General features: G+C 32.0%; 14 protein-coding genes. 2 read left to right on the forward strand and 12 right to left on the reverse strand.

The window, feature by feature from the left end; translation table 11 throughout:
• Positions 1-3: 3 nt before the first annotated feature.
• Genes coaBC through gmk form a run of 3 tightly spaced genes read right to left on the reverse strand, consistent with a single transcriptional unit; the run spans position 4 to position 1,959 of the window.
• Entirely contained in the window at positions 4-1,176 is a 1,173-nt protein-coding gene (gene coaBC / locus C7D97_RS02205; protein ID WP_105300500.1) for a bifunctional phosphopantothenoylcysteine decarboxylase/phosphopantothenate--cysteine ligase CoaBC, read from the reverse strand.
• Complete coding sequence (gene rpoZ / locus C7D97_RS02210) at positions 1,170-1,358, reverse strand: DNA-directed RNA polymerase subunit omega (protein WP_105300501.1); 189 nt, start codon at positions 1,356-1,358, stop codon at positions 1,170-1,172. Before rpoZ ends, coaBC begins: the two co-directional genes overlap by 7 nt.
• A complete protein-coding gene (gmk, locus tag C7D97_RS02215) occupies positions 1,351-1,959 on the reverse strand; it encodes a guanylate kinase (RefSeq protein WP_105300502.1) in 609 nt (202 codons plus the stop codon). Before gmk ends, rpoZ begins: the two co-directional genes overlap by 8 nt.
• Positions 1,960-2,048: 89 nt before the next feature.
• On the opposite strand from gmk, the gene C7D97_RS02220 reads away from it, so the two are divergent.
• The gene (locus C7D97_RS02220; protein WP_105300503.1) at positions 2,049-3,797 is read left to right on the forward strand and encodes an Rqc2 family fibronectin-binding protein; all 1,749 of its coding nucleotides are present in this window, start codon (positions 2,049-2,051) and stop codon (positions 3,795-3,797) included.
• Positions 3,798-3,842: 45 nt separating this feature from the next.
• Here C7D97_RS02220 and C7D97_RS02225 read toward each other — a convergent pair whose 3' ends face one another.
• From C7D97_RS02225 to rpiB, 9 genes are all read right to left on the reverse strand, one after another.
• Positions 3,843-4,121: an HU family DNA-binding protein gene (locus C7D97_RS02225; RefSeq protein ID WP_105300504.1), complete on the reverse strand. Its 279-nt coding sequence runs from the start codon at positions 4,119-4,121 to the stop codon at positions 3,843-3,845.
• Positions 4,122-4,202: 81 nt separating this feature from the next.
• A complete protein-coding gene (locus tag C7D97_RS02230) occupies positions 4,203-5,144 on the reverse strand; it encodes a SurA N-terminal domain-containing protein (protein ID WP_240308883.1) in 942 nt (313 codons plus the stop codon).
• The gene (locus tag C7D97_RS02235; RefSeq protein ID WP_105300505.1) at positions 5,089-6,168 is read right to left on the reverse strand and encodes a peptidylprolyl isomerase; all 1,080 of its coding nucleotides are present in this window, start codon (positions 6,166-6,168) and stop codon (positions 5,089-5,091) included. The genes C7D97_RS02230 and C7D97_RS02235 overlap by 56 nt, the downstream gene beginning before the upstream one ends.
• Positions 6,158-9,670, reverse strand: coding sequence for a transcription-repair coupling factor (gene mfd / locus C7D97_RS02240; protein ID WP_105300506.1), 3,513 nt, complete (start codon positions 9,668-9,670; stop codon positions 6,158-6,160). Before mfd ends, C7D97_RS02235 begins: the two co-directional genes overlap by 11 nt.
• The gene (gene pth / locus C7D97_RS02245; protein WP_105300507.1) at positions 9,663-10,250 is read right to left on the reverse strand and encodes an aminoacyl-tRNA hydrolase; all 588 of its coding nucleotides are present in this window, start codon (positions 10,248-10,250) and stop codon (positions 9,663-9,665) included. Before pth ends, mfd begins: the two co-directional genes overlap by 8 nt.
• A complete protein-coding gene (locus tag C7D97_RS02250) occupies positions 10,250-11,239 on the reverse strand; it encodes a ribose-phosphate diphosphokinase (RefSeq protein ID WP_105300508.1) in 990 nt (329 codons plus the stop codon). Before C7D97_RS02250 ends, pth begins: the two co-directional genes overlap by 1 nt.
• The gene (glmU, locus tag C7D97_RS02255; RefSeq protein ID WP_105300509.1) at positions 11,236-12,630 is read right to left on the reverse strand and encodes a bifunctional UDP-N-acetylglucosamine diphosphorylase/glucosamine-1-phosphate N-acetyltransferase GlmU; all 1,395 of its coding nucleotides are present in this window, start codon (positions 12,628-12,630) and stop codon (positions 11,236-11,238) included. The genes C7D97_RS02250 and glmU overlap by 4 nt, the downstream gene beginning before the upstream one ends.
• A 3-nt stretch (positions 12,631-12,633) precedes the next feature.
• Positions 12,634-13,353 (reverse strand): purine-nucleoside phosphorylase, encoded by a 720-nt coding sequence (gene deoD, locus C7D97_RS02260; protein WP_105300510.1) that lies wholly within the window; start codon positions 13,351-13,353, stop codon positions 12,634-12,636.
• Between the two features lie 67 nt (positions 13,354-13,420).
• Complete coding sequence (gene rpiB, locus C7D97_RS02265; protein ID WP_105300511.1) at positions 13,421-13,870, reverse strand: ribose 5-phosphate isomerase B; 450 nt, start codon at positions 13,868-13,870, stop codon at positions 13,421-13,423.
• A 133-nt stretch (positions 13,871-14,003) separates the two neighbouring features.
• Here rpiB and murC point away from each other — a divergent pair, with 133 nt between their 5' ends.
• Entirely contained in the window at positions 14,004-15,392 is a 1,389-nt protein-coding gene (murC, locus tag C7D97_RS02270) for a UDP-N-acetylmuramate--L-alanine ligase (RefSeq protein ID WP_105300512.1), read from the forward strand.
• Positions 15,393-15,408: the final 16 nt, after the last annotated feature.

Consider the following 15,408-nt stretch of genomic DNA (forward strand, 5'->3'; position numbering starts at 1 on the left):
ATATCACCTTAATAAATCAAGTATCTTATTTGCAAGTTCATCTTTAGGCATTATACCTAAGTCTTCAATGTTATCTTTTGATATTATACTTGCAATATTGGTATCTACGTTAAAGCCTGCTCCCCATTTAGTAAGATCGTTGGCAATAATATAATCAAGCTTTTTCTTTTCTAACTTAGCTTTAGCATTTTTGATTAAGTCATCAGTTTCCGCAGCAAAACCAATTATTTTTTGATTTTCTTTCTTATTTGCAAAATACTTAACTATATCTGAATTTTCGATTAGCTCTAATTCTAAATTATTTCCTGTTTTCTTAAGTTTCTTATCACTTGGATTTTCAACCCTATAATCAACCGGGGCCGCTGACATAATCAAGGCATCTGACGAATCAAAATATCTATCAATAGTATTTTTCATATCTTCATTTGTCTTGACTTCTATTCTTGTAATACCTTCTATATCTAGTGGTTTTACTGGGCCAGACACTAATATTACATCTGCTCCTCTTTTTTTTGCTTCATTGGCAATGTTATAACCCATCTTACCACTAGATTTATTCGTTATGTATCTAACAAAATCAATCGGTTCAACAGTAGGACCAGCAGAAATTATAATTTTCTTTCCTTTTAGGTCTTTTTTAGTAAAATAATCTTCTAAAAATTCTACTATCTTGCTAGGTTCTTCAAGTCTCCCGTCACCTACTGTGTTACATGCTAGGATTCCAGCTTCCGGCCTAATAATTCTTACACCATAGCCTTCTAGCGTATCCATGTTCTTAACTGTAGCTTTATTCTTAAGCATGTTAGTATTCATAGAAGGGGCTATGATTACATCCTTATCGCACGCAAGATAGGAAGCAATTAGGAAGTTATCTGCTATTCCATTAGCCATCTTGGCAATTGTATTAGCACTTGCTGGCGCTATTAGAAAGACATCTGCCCACTTAGGTAGGTCTATATGGTGAACTGATTCGTGACTTCCTTCAAATAAATCTGAGTAAACCTTGCATTTACCCATAGTTTCAAAACTAAGCGGGCTAACAAATTTACTCGCAGATTCTGTCATTATAATTTTTAGATTAGCATTTTTCTTCTTCAGTCTAGAACATAGATCTAATACTTTATAAGCAGCGATACCCCCACTTACACCCAGAAGAATATTTTTGCCTTCTAACATTTTTTGCTAACTTTCCCTTCTATAACTTCGTTTAAAGCTTGTGTTACAGGCTTAGCTTCTATTTCTTTAGTTAAAGGTGCAGAGCCATTTACAATTCTTCTGGCTCTTTTGGCGCACATCATACAAATTTCATATCTACTTGGACTAATTTCGCTTAACTTTTTAAAAGATGGATTATTCATTATCATTCTCCTTAAAATCTAAATTTTCTTCCCTAAATACCCTATGTTTTTCTGCATTTATAATCTCATTAACAGATGTAATAGCAGTATTTAAATGGTCATTTACTACTAAATAATCATAGTCTTTAATATACTCGAGCTCTTTCCTAGCATTATGCATCCTTATTTTTATATCTTCATCGGTCTCAGTACCACGACCTACAATTCTATTTTTAAGTTCAGTAAGTGATGGTGGTGCCAAAAAAATAAAGACCCCATTATCAGTATTTTTCTTGATATTTAGAGCTCCCTGTACATCTATTTCTAATATTACAATTTTTCCTTCGTTTATCTTATTTTCAACAAAATCTTTAGGAGTGCCGTAGTAGTTATTATGGACGTGAGCATATTCAAGGAATTTATCTTCTTCAATCATTTTCTCGAATTCTTCATGGCTTATATAAAAATAACTTACTCCCTCTATTTCTCCATCTCTTTTTTTTCTTGTAGTAGCTGATACAGAATACACTAAGTTAGTTTGCGTATTCATAAGATCGTGTAAAACAGTACCTTTCCCTACTCCTGATGGACCAGATATTACTAATAAAAATCCCTTCTTCATTTCGCCCCCTTATTATAGATATTCTACTTTTAGCCCCAGCTTACTTCAAGTATGTAAAAATAATTGTATAATGCATAGGAGGTGATTATATGAGCTATGATGGAATAGTTACACGTAAAATAGTTAATGAGCTTAGAGAAAAATTATTAGGAGGTAAGATTCAAAGGATTAGTCAACCTTCTAAGAACGATATTGTTTTCAATGTGTATTCCATGGGTAAAAATTACAAATTGATAATAAGTGCGAATAATAATGAAGCAAGAATAAATATAACTAATAAAAAATATGAAAATCCTGATGTCCCACCTAATTTTTGTATGGTACTAAGAAAGCATATAAATCAAGGCAAAATCATAGATATAAGCCAAAAAGGACTAGATAGAGTTGTTATATTTTCAATCTCTTCAATAGACGAGATGGGCTTTGATACATCTAAGAAGCTTATAGTGGAAATCATGGGCAAGTATTCAAATATAATCTTAGTAGATGATAATTACAAAATAATTGATGCTATAAAAAGAGTAAATAGTCAAATGTCTTCCGTTAGAGAAATATTTCCATCACTTAAGTATGAATTTATCGAAGATGATAAAGAAGATATAACAAAGGATGATTTCAAGTTAGATATAAAAACACTAGATCAGAGGCTCTCAGATGAGCAGGTTCCTTACAAAATCTTCCATCAAAATTATACAGGCTTTTCCCCTGCTGTGGGCAAAGAATTGGTTTTTAGGGCAGGGATTGATGATAGAATTAACTGGGGACTTGTAAGCGAAGATGAGAAAAGAAAGTTAGATAAACTTTTGGAAGAATTAGCTGATGATATAAGAAACAATAATTTATCTAGTTTTGTGTACAAAGATAATATAAAAGTGAAAGACTTTCACTGCATTAATTTTACTCATTTATCCTTTGATAAGGAAGAAAATGAAACTATGAGTGAATCTGTAGAGGTTTTTTTCACTACAAACAAAACCCATGATAGATTAAATCAGAAAAAATCAGATTTAAATAAGAAGCTAAATTCCAGTATAAAATCAGTTAATAAAAAAGTGAAGATCCTAAGATCTAATTTGGATAAAAAAGATTCTATTGATAAGTTTAAGAAAAGAGGAGATTTACTAGCTGCTAATGTATATAAGATTAATAAGGGAGATAAAGAGGTTAAGGTTTTAGATTATTATAAGAATAATCAAGAGACAGTAATAAATATCGATCCACAAAAAACTCCTTGGGAAAATGTTGAAGTAAACTATACTAGATCTAAAAAACTTAAAGCTTCTTATGATTATGCAAATAAAGACCTACCTAGACAAAAAGAATTATTAGATTATCTAGAACAAACTAAAGATTTTATTAATAGATCAACTAGTATAGAAGATTTAACAGATATTAGAGAAGAGCTAGTGGAAATGAAGATTATTAAGAAAAAAGGTAAAAAGAAAAAGAAATCTTCCAAAAAATCAAAACCATATCACTATATTACGAATAAATCAAGCGATATTTATGTAGGTAAAAATAGTAAGCAGAATGATTATATTACCTTAAAGCTTGCAAATAAAGATGACTATTGGTTTCATATAAAAGATTTGCCAGGAAGCCATGTCATCTTAAGAAATGACAATATAGATGAAGATGATATAAAAATTGCAGCATATCTGGCAGCAATTAACTCATCAGTTGCTAAAGGTAGCAAAGTTGATATAGACTACACGCAAAAGAAAAATGTGAATAAGGCAAAAGGAGCAAAACCTGGTATGGTTTACTACACTGATTTCAATACTATTACAATAGATACAAGTATAGATTTAAAAGAGACTTATAAAGAAGTTAAATAAATAAAAACCGGTTCTTTATTTCAAGACCGGTTTTTCATTGCTTTTTTATTTATTAACTGCTTCTTTTAGTGTCTTACCTGCTTTGAAAACTGGAGCTTTAGAAGCTGGGATTTGAATAACTTCTTCAGGTTTTCTAGGGTTTCTTCCTTCTCTAGCTTTTCTATCTCTTACTTCGAAAGTTCCGAAACCAACAAGTTGAACTTTGTCACCGTCTACTAGTGATTCAGTTACTGTTTCAAGAAATGCATTTAACGCTTTTTCTGCTTCACTTTTTTTAAGACCACTTTTCTCTGAAATATTAATTAATAATTCTGATTTATTCATATTTCCTCCTATAAATCAATATAATTCTGTTTAACTCTAAGATAGATTATACATAAGAAATAAACTAATTTCAAGCCTTTCCTACACAAAAACCTTAATCTTACTTTCTTTTATAAGTTTATTTAGGTAATCGTAATAGGCTTTTTCTAAATAAATATCCTTTGCTTTGAGAAGTAACTCATTTTCATTTTCATTATATGAATTTATCATAAGTATACAAAATTTCCCCTCATACTCAAATATATCACTTATCATATCTTTTTTCTTAACTTTAGATGCTGATAAAATAGGATCGTCTATATAAACGAAATCAGAATTTATAATTGAGTAATTTCTTGCGTTTTTATTAAGGTATGATTGAAAACTTTTGGCATCTGTAAGCTTATCTTTGATATTTTTAGCAACATTTTTATCATCAAAAACTAAGACATTATATTTGTATTGTCTGTGAAGTTTATTGTTTTTATTATAAAAGTCAACTACATCTTTGTCTTTGATATGGTTATTCTTTAGAAAAAGATCGTAGTGAGCCTTCCTAATATAGTCATTGTAGAGGATTTCATTAATAGAATTTTCATTAAAGCCCAAGGCTACTATATTGGCCTTAAGTGAGTCCTCCCCATTTAGTTTATCTGAAAGATTATTCCTTAAATTGTTTGTCCCATTATCGTCTAATTTAATCTTATTGGCCTCTAAGTCTTTTTTCATTACTTGATCTTTAATCATAGAATCTATGAGCTCTTCTCTTAGTATTTGATCATTACTCTTTCCATTCTTGCTTTTTTTCTCTAAGAAAGATTCTCCATAGACCTTGCTGTAATAGCTTTGATAAAATCTTAGTTCTTTAGAATATAAATCACTCGATATAGCCTTGCCATCTACACTCGCCACAACATTACTAGTAGCTTTGCCCTTACTATTGCAGGAAGTAAGTGTGACAAGTAGTAGAAAAGCCGTAAGACAGATTTTACTTATTATCGTCTTCAGATTCTTTATTGCTTTCATCATCTCTAGAATCTTCAACTTTTTCTTCTTTATCTTTACTTTCTTCTTCTGTTTCTGTTTTCACTTCAGTTTCAGTCTCTTTTTCTTCAACATTTGAGTCCTCTTCACTTGCATTTTCAGTAACTACATTAGATTCTTCGTGTAATTTTTTGATATAATCAGCGTATTTTTGATCTTTGATTTTCTTAGTTATCTCATCTTTAGAATCTTCGAAAGAATCAGTTACTTTATTCACTTTTATAATATGATAACCGAATTGTGACTTAACCGGATCAGAAACTTCCCCTTCCTTCATAGCGAAAGCAGCATCTTCAAATTCTTTAACCATTTGACCTTTTGCAAATGCACCTACAGATCCACCGTTTTTAGCACTTGCAGTATCAGTTGAGTATTCTTCTGCAAGCTTAGCGAAGTCTTCGCCATTATTGATTTTTTCCTTTATCTCTTTGGCTGTTTCTTCGTCTTGAACCAAAATATGAGAAGCATCTACTTTAACAAATTCATCCTTGTTATCTTCAAAATATTTTTTGATTTCATCATCTGTAACTTCATTGTTAGAATCAAACCATTCTCTGTGTTTTTTATACATTAAGTCCTTTTTGAGCGTTTCTTTGAATTTATCAAGACTCATATTATAATCATCTAGAGTTTTGTCGAATTGCTCTTGGCCGCCAAAATTTTGTACAGATTGCATCAAAGCATCATCTACTTCTTTATCGTCGATCTTAATATCATTTTTCTTGATATCATTTGCAATTAATTTATCTTGTACCATCATAGTTACGATAGAGTTTTTGAGTTGTTGTTGGCTAGCTAACATTGATGCATAGAAGCTTAGCTCGTCCTTATAATCATCCTTACTGATTTTTTCTCCATCTACAATAGCTACAGTTTTATCATCGAGTTTTTCAGTTTTCTTATCTTTTACTTCCTCTGTTTGTTCTGTTTTATTGTTCGCACCTTCTCCTGCATCTTTATTTTGATTACATCCTGCAAATAACAAAGAAGCCATTAACATTACTGGTATAATTTTATTTTTCATCTTTACTCCTTACTTTTTCGATAGTTTTTAATAGTTCATAGGTATCTAAAAGCTTGTTTTTAGACACTGGAATTTTAAATGCTGGATTAGTCGATAGATCAAGAGACATATCTCTTTCAAATAATTGATTAATCTCTGCCAATTCCTCAAAACTAAATGCATCCTTATTTTCGAAATATATGTTTACATTACCGCTTTTTTCTCTAATTTCACTAAATAATAGTTTATCAGCTGAAGATTTTATTAATGAAATGTACATTAAATTGTCTACCATTAGAGGTATATCACCATAGACATCTATTAAATCAGCAACTAATTCATCGTAATCATTCTGATTTTGAATACTTGCAATCCTGTTATAAATCTCAATTTTTTGAGCTTGATCTTCTATATAATAGTTAGGAATATATCCATCGACCTTTATATCGATATATACATCAGATTTATCTTTGATTTCTACTTCCTTACCACTAGCTTTTTCCACTGCTTCTTGAAGGAATTTAACATAGAGATCGTATCCTATTGCTTCGACATGTCCTGATTGGCTTTCTCCCAAAAGATTTCCTGCTCCTCTTAATTCTAGGTCTTTCATAGCTATTTTATAGCCTGATCCAAAATCTGAAAAGTCTCTTATAGATTTCAATCTCTTTTCACTTATTTCTGATAATATTTTTCCAGTCCTATAGGTAAAATAAGCATAAGAGGACCTATTGCCTCGTCCTATTCTTCCCTTAAGCTGGTAAAGTTGTCCAAGTCCCATCATATCAGAATCATAGATTATTATTGTATTTACATTTGATATATCCATTCCTGTTTCAATAATGGTTGTAGAAAGAAGAATGTCTATTTCGCCATCTATAAATTCAAGCATTGTTTTTTCAATCTGCTTCGGACTGATTCTCCCGTGAATTATCGCTATATTTGCGTCAGGGACAAGTTCTGTCAGGTGATTGTAAAGTTTTTCTATATCATTAACCCTATTATAGACGAAGTAGACTTGACCATTTCTATTTAGCTCTCTTTCTATAGCTTGTTTGATAATACCATTATCATATTCAAGTACATAGGTATTTACAGGCATTCTTTCTTCAGGAGCTTCATCAAGAGTTGATAGATCGCGGATTCCTGATAAGGACATCTGTAAAGTTCTTGGAATTGGGGTCGCGGATAAGGTCAAAACATCAAGGGATGATTTTAATTCTTTTAATTTCTCCTTATGTTTAACACCAAATCTTTGCTCTTCATCTATTATTAAGAGACCAAGATTTTTATAGCCAACATCTTTTGATAGCAGTCTATGAGTTCCAATTATCAAATCAACTTTTCCAGCCTTTAGATCTTTAATGATAAGCTTGTTTTTAGAAGCCTGGTTAAATCTTGAAATCACTTGCACATTTACAGGAAATTTATCAAAACGCTTTTTTATAGTTTCATAATGCTGGTTTGCAAGGATTGTAGTGGGAACCAGAAATGCTACTTGATACCCATCCATAATTGCCTTAAAGGCTGCCCTTATAGCAACTTCTGTTTTACCGAAACCCACATCGCCACATAGGAGTCTATCCATCGGTTTATCAGATTCCATGTCTTTTTTTATCTCTTCTATAGATCGTATTTGAGAATAAGTTTCTTCATAAGGGAAAGAATTTTCGAACTCATTTTGCCAAGTGGTATCTTTTGAGAAAGCATGTCCCTTAATTTTAGATCTTTTAGCATATAATTCTACTAAATCGTCTGCTATCTCGTCAACTGCCTTTTTGGCTCTTGCCTTAGCCTTTTGCCAAGTTTGGGTCCCCAAGGACGAAAGTTTTGGACTCTCCCCCCTACTTCCTATATACTTACTTATCAGGTTCATCTGATCAACTGGGACAAACAACTTATCCGTTCCTCTATATTCGATGACTATAAAGTCTTTTTCAATATTGTTTACTTCAATTTTCTCAAGACCCTTATATATACCTATACCATTATTTTCATGAACAACGTAATCACCTATATCAAGGTCAGAATAATTGATAATATCCCTAGATGATGTTTTATTTTTAGGCTTTCTCTTACGAGCTTTTCTCTGGCTACCATATATTTCCTTATGAGTAAAAACGTAAAAGTCTAAATCATAAATATAATATCCACTGCTACTTAAAGCATTGGCAATTTGTATGGGTATTTTCTCGAAGTTTTCGCCTATATCTACCTTTGAAACTTGAGTATAATCTTTGTCTAAATATGCATCTATCAACTGAGAAGCTGTTTTTTCGTTCGATTCGAGTATTAATATCTTTTTACCGCTATTTGCAAGCTCTATTGTTCTATCTATGAAATAATCTACTCGTCGGTTGAAATTTTCTAACTCAATTGTTTTTATCTCAATAATTTTTCTAGGATTAAAGAGCTTTGATTTTTTTAGAATAGATGTAAGATTTACTAATCTAAAACTAGACAGTTGTTCATAAATATCGTCAATCGGTATTCTTGCCTGTTCAAAAGATCTGAAAACTTCATTATTTTCCATTTGTAGACTTAAGTCTTCTAGGAAATTTTCATAAAAGTTCTCATAGTCTTCTAGTATTCTTGCGATATCGTCAAAAAATACCAGACTACTCTTAGGGATATAATCCAAGAAATTTGAAAAGTTGTCCTTTCTATAAGGATTAACAAGGTCAATATTACTAACGAACATGCTCTCTTCTATAAAGCTTGTAATTTGTTTATATTTATCTATGAGCTTTTGACTATTTATATCACTTGAATTTTTCTCTAAATTCTCTATTTCCTTGTTAATATTTTTGATTGCCTTGCCATAATCTTCTTTTGAATACATAAGTTCAGTTACAGGGCTTATCTCAGCTTCAGAAATCTTTTCGAGTGTTCTTTGGCTATCCTTATCAAATAATCTTATAGAATCGACTTCATCATCAAATAACTCAATTCTAATAGGATTATCATATGATACAGGCCAGAAATCTATGATGGAACCTCTTTTAGCAAAGTCTCCCTTATTCTCAACAAGAGAATTAGCTGTATAGTTAAGATTTATGAGATTTTCTATGAAGTTATTAACGTCAATAATATCTTCATCTTTTATTTTAACAAATGACTTGTTAAATCTATCTAAAGTACTCAGTTTATTTGTCATAGCCTTTAATGTAGTTATGACTATAAAGTTTTCTCCCTTAGCAAGCTTCGTTAGAACTTCCATCCTTTGAGAAAGCTTTTTGTTATCTATCGATTTTATATTGTAAAAATTAATATCTAAGCTTGGAAATAGATATGCTTGATTTTCTCTAATACCATTTATGCTATCATAATATATTTCTGCTCTTTTTTCGTTTTCTGCTATTATAACAATGCTCTCTTTAAACTTTTCAAACAAAGCAAGGACTAAGTGAGGCTTAAAACCGTCAGTTAGTCCTGATAAATATATAGGTGAGTAATCATTTATATTATTTTCTATTTGCTTTATCTGATTTAAAGACTTGATATTTTCTAATAATTTATTCATCAATATCTTCCATTAATCTAACAGAATTGTACAGATTCATTGACTTATCTATATTTTCTTCTATTAAAGTTTCTATAGACAGGCTCGCTATATCAATTTCTTTTCGTATTATTTCTGCTTCTTTTTCGCTAAATCCACTTAGGACAAAGTTTGCCAAATCCATATATTCTGGTTTCTTTCCTACTGCTATCTTTATCCTTGGGAAAGAGTCATCTTGAATTTGATAAATAATGGATTTCATTCCATTATGAGTTCCAGCTGATCCTTTTTTTCTTATCCTTATACTTCCAAAATCTATATCTATATCGTCGTAAATTACGATTAATTTGTCAGTATCAAATTTGTAGAAATTCTTTAATTCTCTTACTGCTTCTCCTGAATTATTCATGTATGTTTGTGGTTTTATAAGCATGACTTTATGGCCAGAAATTGTTCCCTGACCATAAAGTGATTTGAATTTAGATTTTCTGACATCTATATTATGTTTCCTAGCAATATAATCAATTGTCAAAAACCCAACATTATGTCTTGTATTTTCGTATTTTAATCCAGGATTGCCTAATCCTACGATATAATACATTATCTACCGTCCACGAATAGTCCGCTTATTGATTCATAAGTATTAATTCTGTGTATTGCTTCAGATAATAAAGGAGCTATAGACATTTGAGTTATCTTGTCGATTTTCTTATCTTCGCTTAAGGCAATGGTGTCAGTGATTACTACTTCTTTTACATTTGATCTGTTTATCTTATCAATTGCATCTCCACTAAATACACCATGAGTCGCAACAAGATATACATCTTTAGCACCACTATTAATTAAAAAGTCACCTGCGTTAGTAATTGTTCCTGCAGTGTCAATCATATCATCGACAATTATTGCATGTTTACCCTTGAAGTCTCCAATAACAGACATAACTTCAGAAACATTTGGTTTTGGTCTTCTTTTTTCAATTATAGCTATAGGAAGCTTTAGATAGTCCGCAAACTCTCTCGCTCTCCTAACTCCACCCAAATCAGGGCTTACTACTACAAATTCATCTGGCTTGTCATAAGCGAAATCCTTGAAATGAGTTGAAAGATGTCTTATAGCAGAAAAATGGTCTACAGGTATATCAAAATATCCTTGAATTTGCCCAGCGTGGAGATCCATTGTTATAACCCTGTCAGCACCTGCCACAGTTAGTAAGTTCGCCACAAGCTTTGCAGTAATTGGCTCACGACCTCTAGTTTTTCTATCTTGTCTAGCGTATCCATAATAAGGTATTATTGCATTGACGTATCCTGCTGATGCTCTTCTACAAGCATCAATCATGATAAGTAATTCCATCAAATTATCATTCGTTGGATTAGAGGTTGGTTGCATGATAAACACATCCTTGCCTCTTATCGATTCATTTATTTTGATAGATATTTCTCCATCTTTAAATTTCTTGATATCTGCTTCAGCTAGCTCAACTCCTAAATGCTTTGCTACACTTTCAGCGAGTTTCCTATTTGAGTTTCCTGTTAAAAGCTTTAATTCCCCTCTTTGAATATATGAGCCACTATTACAGTTTGATGTCATTTTCTCTCCTTTAATTTTATTTGATCTCTTTTTTTCTTTTTTTCTACATAGCCTGCAATGTTTTTTTGCTCCGCTCTTTCTATCGATAACTCACCTGCATCGATATCTTTAGTAATAGTAGAGCCAGCTGCTACATAAGCTTCAGATGCAATGTTGACTGGTGCAACTATATTAGAATTTGAACCTATGAATGCACCGTCTCCAACCACAGACCTATGTTTAAATTTACCATCATAGTTGACAAAAATCACGCCACAACCAACATTGATATCTTTTCCTAGATCACTATCTCCTATATATGCCAAATGTCCAGCCTTACAACCATCACCCATACTAGCATTTTTAACTTCTACAAAATTGCCAATATGAACATCCTTTCCCAAATGTGCATTTGGTCTAAGATGTGAAAAAGGTCCAATATTGCTAGATTCTTCCATGATGGATTTTTCTATTACAGAATTGTCTATTCTCACATTATCGTAAATTTTCGAATCTTCAATTCTTGATGATCCCTCAATCACACAATTAGATCCAATCTCAGTCTTACCTAGAATTTTCACATTTCCAGATATAATTGTGTCTTGTCCTATTTTTACTCCAGGTTCAATTGTGACCGTATCTGGTGTTTCGATTATTACTCCATCAAGCATGTACTCTTCATTTGTTCTCTGTCTAAGAATTCTACTAGCCTCTGCTAGTTCCTTTTTATTGTTAATTCCATAGAATAAATCAGCTTCTTCATTCATAAAAGCCATTGATTTTTCGTTTTTATTACGGAGAATTTCAATGCAATCAGTTAAGTATAATTCATTTTGATCATTATCTGTATTTATTTCTTTTAGGGCATTTTTAAGAGAGGCTCCATTAAAGATATAAATACCTGTATTTATTTCGTTAATCTCTAATTGATCATCTCTAAGATCCCTATGCTCTGTAATTTGCAAGAAATTTCCAGTTTCATCTCTTATTATTCTTCCATATCCACTAGGATCTGATACTTTGGTAGATAAGACAGATACACTTGACTTGTTTTCTATGTGTCTATCAACGAATTCTTCAAGTGCCTCCTTAGTTATAAGTGGTATGTCACCATTTAATACAAGCACCTGATCCTTATCTTCTATATAATCACTACACAAGCTTACAGCATATCCTGTTCCATAAGGAAATTCTGGACCGATTTTTTGCTCGATTATCTTACATGAATCAAACATCTTACTTATAGCTTCTTTATTCTTACCTGAGATAATGATAGTTTCAGAATCTTTTATCTTGCTTGCATCATAAACGTATCTAACTATTTCTTTGTTAAGTATCTTGTGAAGGACTTTGCTAGTAGATGATTTCATTCTGGTTCCTTCACCTGCCGCCATTATAATAACTTTTAACATATATTATTCCGGTGCCACTTCTAGAGCAAGCTCCATCATATTTGTATATGAAGTTTGTCTATTTTCAGCGCTATCAGCAACATTTTCGACAAGTGAATCACTGATTGTGAATATTCCTAGACCCTTTTTACCGTGTTTTTTGGCTGCCATAAATAGGCCGTATGATTCCATTTCTACGCACAAAACGCCGTATTTTTGAAGATTCTCAAAAACTTCATTTGGCATATCGTTGTAAAATTGATCTGATGAGTGAACTTGTCCACAGTGAGTAGTATAGCCTAATTCATTTGATTTTTCGTAGGCTTGTAATAATAATTCAAAATCTGGTGTTGATGAAAAATGTATATTTCCAAATAAATTATCGTTGATAGATGATTCAGAACAAGCTGCTGATGCAATTACAATGTCGTGTAGTTTCACATCTTTTTGCATAGAACCTGCTGTTCCTACTCTAATAATTGTATCTACGTCATAGAATTGAAACAATTCGTTGTAATAAATCATAGAAGATGGAATTCCCATTCCACTTCCCATAACAGAAACTCTTTTTCCCTTGTAGTAACCTGTGTATCCAAGCATTCCTCGAGTTTCGTTAAACTGAGTAACATCTGTTAAAAAATTATCTGCAATATATTTTGCTCTAAGAGGATCCCCTGGCATTAATACTGTCTTTGCAATTTGATCAGCACTTGTTGCTGATATATGTGGTGTAGGTATACTCAAATTTCTCTCCTTTAAATTATTCTCACTAATATAATAACATTTTTTCAGAAAATTTAAAACAAGACTGCTAAGCTTTATTGAACTTTTCTATATCCATAATTTTATCTACTCTTCTTTGATGTCTTCCGCCTTCAAATTCTGTATTTACAAACTCATTTACTATCATCCTGCATGTTTCAGAACCTATAACACGAGCTCCCATGCATAGGGTATTGGCATTATTATGGGCCCTACTCATTCTTGCTGAATAAGCTTCAGAAACGCACGCTGCCCTAATCCCCTGAATCTTATTCGCTGAAATACTCATACCAAGTCCAGTACCACAAATTAAGATAGCAAAATCAGCTCTTCCTTCAATCACCTCGGTACAGGCCTTTTTTGCATAATCGCTGTAATCTACAGACTCACTATCATAAGCTCCTACATGATATACTTCATGGCCAAGCCTTTCTAATTCATCCTTTACTACTTCTTCTAAATCAAGACCTCCATGGTCATTTCCTATTACATATTTCATATTCTCTCCTTTGCTATTAATATACTTTTAGCTAAGTTCTAATCAATTATTAATATCACTTGACTCACTTTATTATATAAATATGGTATAATAAAAACACCCATACGGTATAGATAATAACTAAGGAGAATATATGTTTAAATTTGATTTAGATAGACATGATTATAAATACATTCATTTTATTGGAGTTGGTGGCATATCAATGAGCGGCCTTGCTCAATTGCTTTTGGCTAAGGGATATGAGGTTTCTGGTTCAGATAGGTCAGATAGTAAGATTATTAATCACTTAAGAGAACTTGGAGTTAAGATATCAATAGGACAAAAGAAAGAAAATATAACAAATCCTGACCTAGTAATATATACGGACGCTATCTTAGATGATAACGAAGAGTTAATAGCTGCTAAGAAACTTAATGTACCTGTTGTTACAAGAGGAGTTTTCCTAGGTGCCTTGATGAGAAACTATAAAAATTCAATCGCAGTATCAGGTTCACATGGAAAATCTACAACAACATCTATGATTTCTAAAATTTTAATGCATTCCGACAAGGATGCTACTATCCTGCTTGGCGGCGAATTAGATGAAATGAAAGGTAATGTTAGGGTTGGTAGTGAAGAATACTTGGTAACTGAAGCCTGTGAATACAAGGGTAATATTAGATATTATTATCCTCAGACATTAATAGTATTAAATATTGACGAAGACCACCTTGATTATTACAAAGACCTAGATGATATTGTAGATACATTTAGACAGTATCTGTCTAACCAAGATGAAAATTCATTGACAATTACTAACTTAAATGAAGAAAACAATAGATTGATTTTTGATTCCGTAAAGGGAAAGTTAATAACTTATGCACAAGAAAATGATGAAGCCGACTATTGTGCTTTCAATATAAAGTTTGACGAAATTGGTAGACCAAACTTTGACTTAAGAATGAGAAATGGTGACGTTGAACATTTCGAATTAGGTGTTATAGGAAGGCATAATATCAATAATGCCATGGCTTCAATCATCGCCACATATGAAAATGGCATAGATGTTGAAACTATTAGAAGGAATATCCTTAAGTACGAAGGGCTCGATAGAAGAATGCAAATCATAGGTGAAGTTGATGATGCGACGATAATGACCGATTACGGCCACCATCCATCAGAGATTAAAGTTACCCTAGATGCCTTAAAAGAGCATACTAAGGGCCGTCTTATTTGTGTATGGCAACCTCACACCTACAGTAGGACCAAGGCATTGTTTGATGACTTCTTGACTTGCTTCGATTCTAGTGATGAAGTGATTATAACCGATATTTATGCTGCAAGAGAAAAGTTTGATCCAAGTATTCATTCAAAAGATGTTGTCGATGCTTTAGTTAAAAAGGGAATAAATGCAAAGTATATTGGCGAGTTTGAAGATTGTAGGGATTATATTTACAAGGAAATTAAAAAAGACGACTTAGTCCTCACCACAGGTTGTGGAAACCCAGATGTTTTGGCGAGAATGATTGTCGAAGATAAGTAGATATTAATTTTAAAAT

It is taken from the genome of Anaerococcus marasmi, from assembly GCF_900290195.1.
GTDB classification, from domain to species: Bacteria; Bacillota; Clostridia; order Tissierellales; family Peptoniphilaceae; genus Anaerococcus; species Anaerococcus marasmi.

Coding starts and splice junctions, on each gene's coding strand:
- coaBC (WP_105300500.1), bottom strand. CDS start 1,176: ATGTTAGAAGGCAAAAATATTCTTCTGGGTGTAAGTGGGGGTATCGCT.
- rpoZ (WP_105300501.1), bottom strand. CDS start 1,358: ATGAATAATCCATCTTTTAAAAAGTTAAGCGAAATTAGTCCAAGTAGA.
- gmk (WP_105300502.1), bottom strand. CDS start 1,959: ATGAAGAAGGGATTTTTATTAGTAATATCTGGTCCATCAGGAGTAGGG.
- C7D97_RS02220 (WP_105300503.1), top strand. CDS start 2,049: ATGAGCTATGATGGAATAGTTACACGTAAAATAGTTAATGAGCTTAGA.
- C7D97_RS02225 (WP_105300504.1), bottom strand. CDS start 4,121: ATGAATAAATCAGAATTATTAATTAATATTTCAGAGAAAAGTGGTCTT.
- C7D97_RS02235 (WP_105300505.1), bottom strand. CDS start 6,168: ATGAAAAATAAAATTATACCAGTAATGTTAATGGCTTCTTTGTTATTT.
- mfd (WP_105300506.1), bottom strand. CDS start 9,670: ATGAATAAATTATTAGAAAATATCAAGTCTTTAAATCAGATAAAGCAA.
- pth (WP_105300507.1), bottom strand. CDS start 10,250: ATGTATTATATCGTAGGATTAGGCAATCCTGGATTAAAATACGAAAAT.
- C7D97_RS02250 (WP_105300508.1), bottom strand. CDS start 11,239: ATGACATCAAACTGTAATAGTGGCTCATATATTCAAAGAGGGGAATTA.
- glmU (WP_105300509.1), bottom strand. CDS start 12,630: ATGTTAAAAGTTATTATAATGGCGGCAGGTGAAGGAACCAGAATGAAA.
- rpiB (WP_105300511.1), bottom strand. CDS start 13,870: ATGAAATATGTAATAGGAAATGACCATGGAGGTCTTGATTTAGAAGAA.
- murC (WP_105300512.1), top strand. CDS start 14,004: ATGTTTAAATTTGATTTAGATAGACATGATTATAAATACATTCATTTT.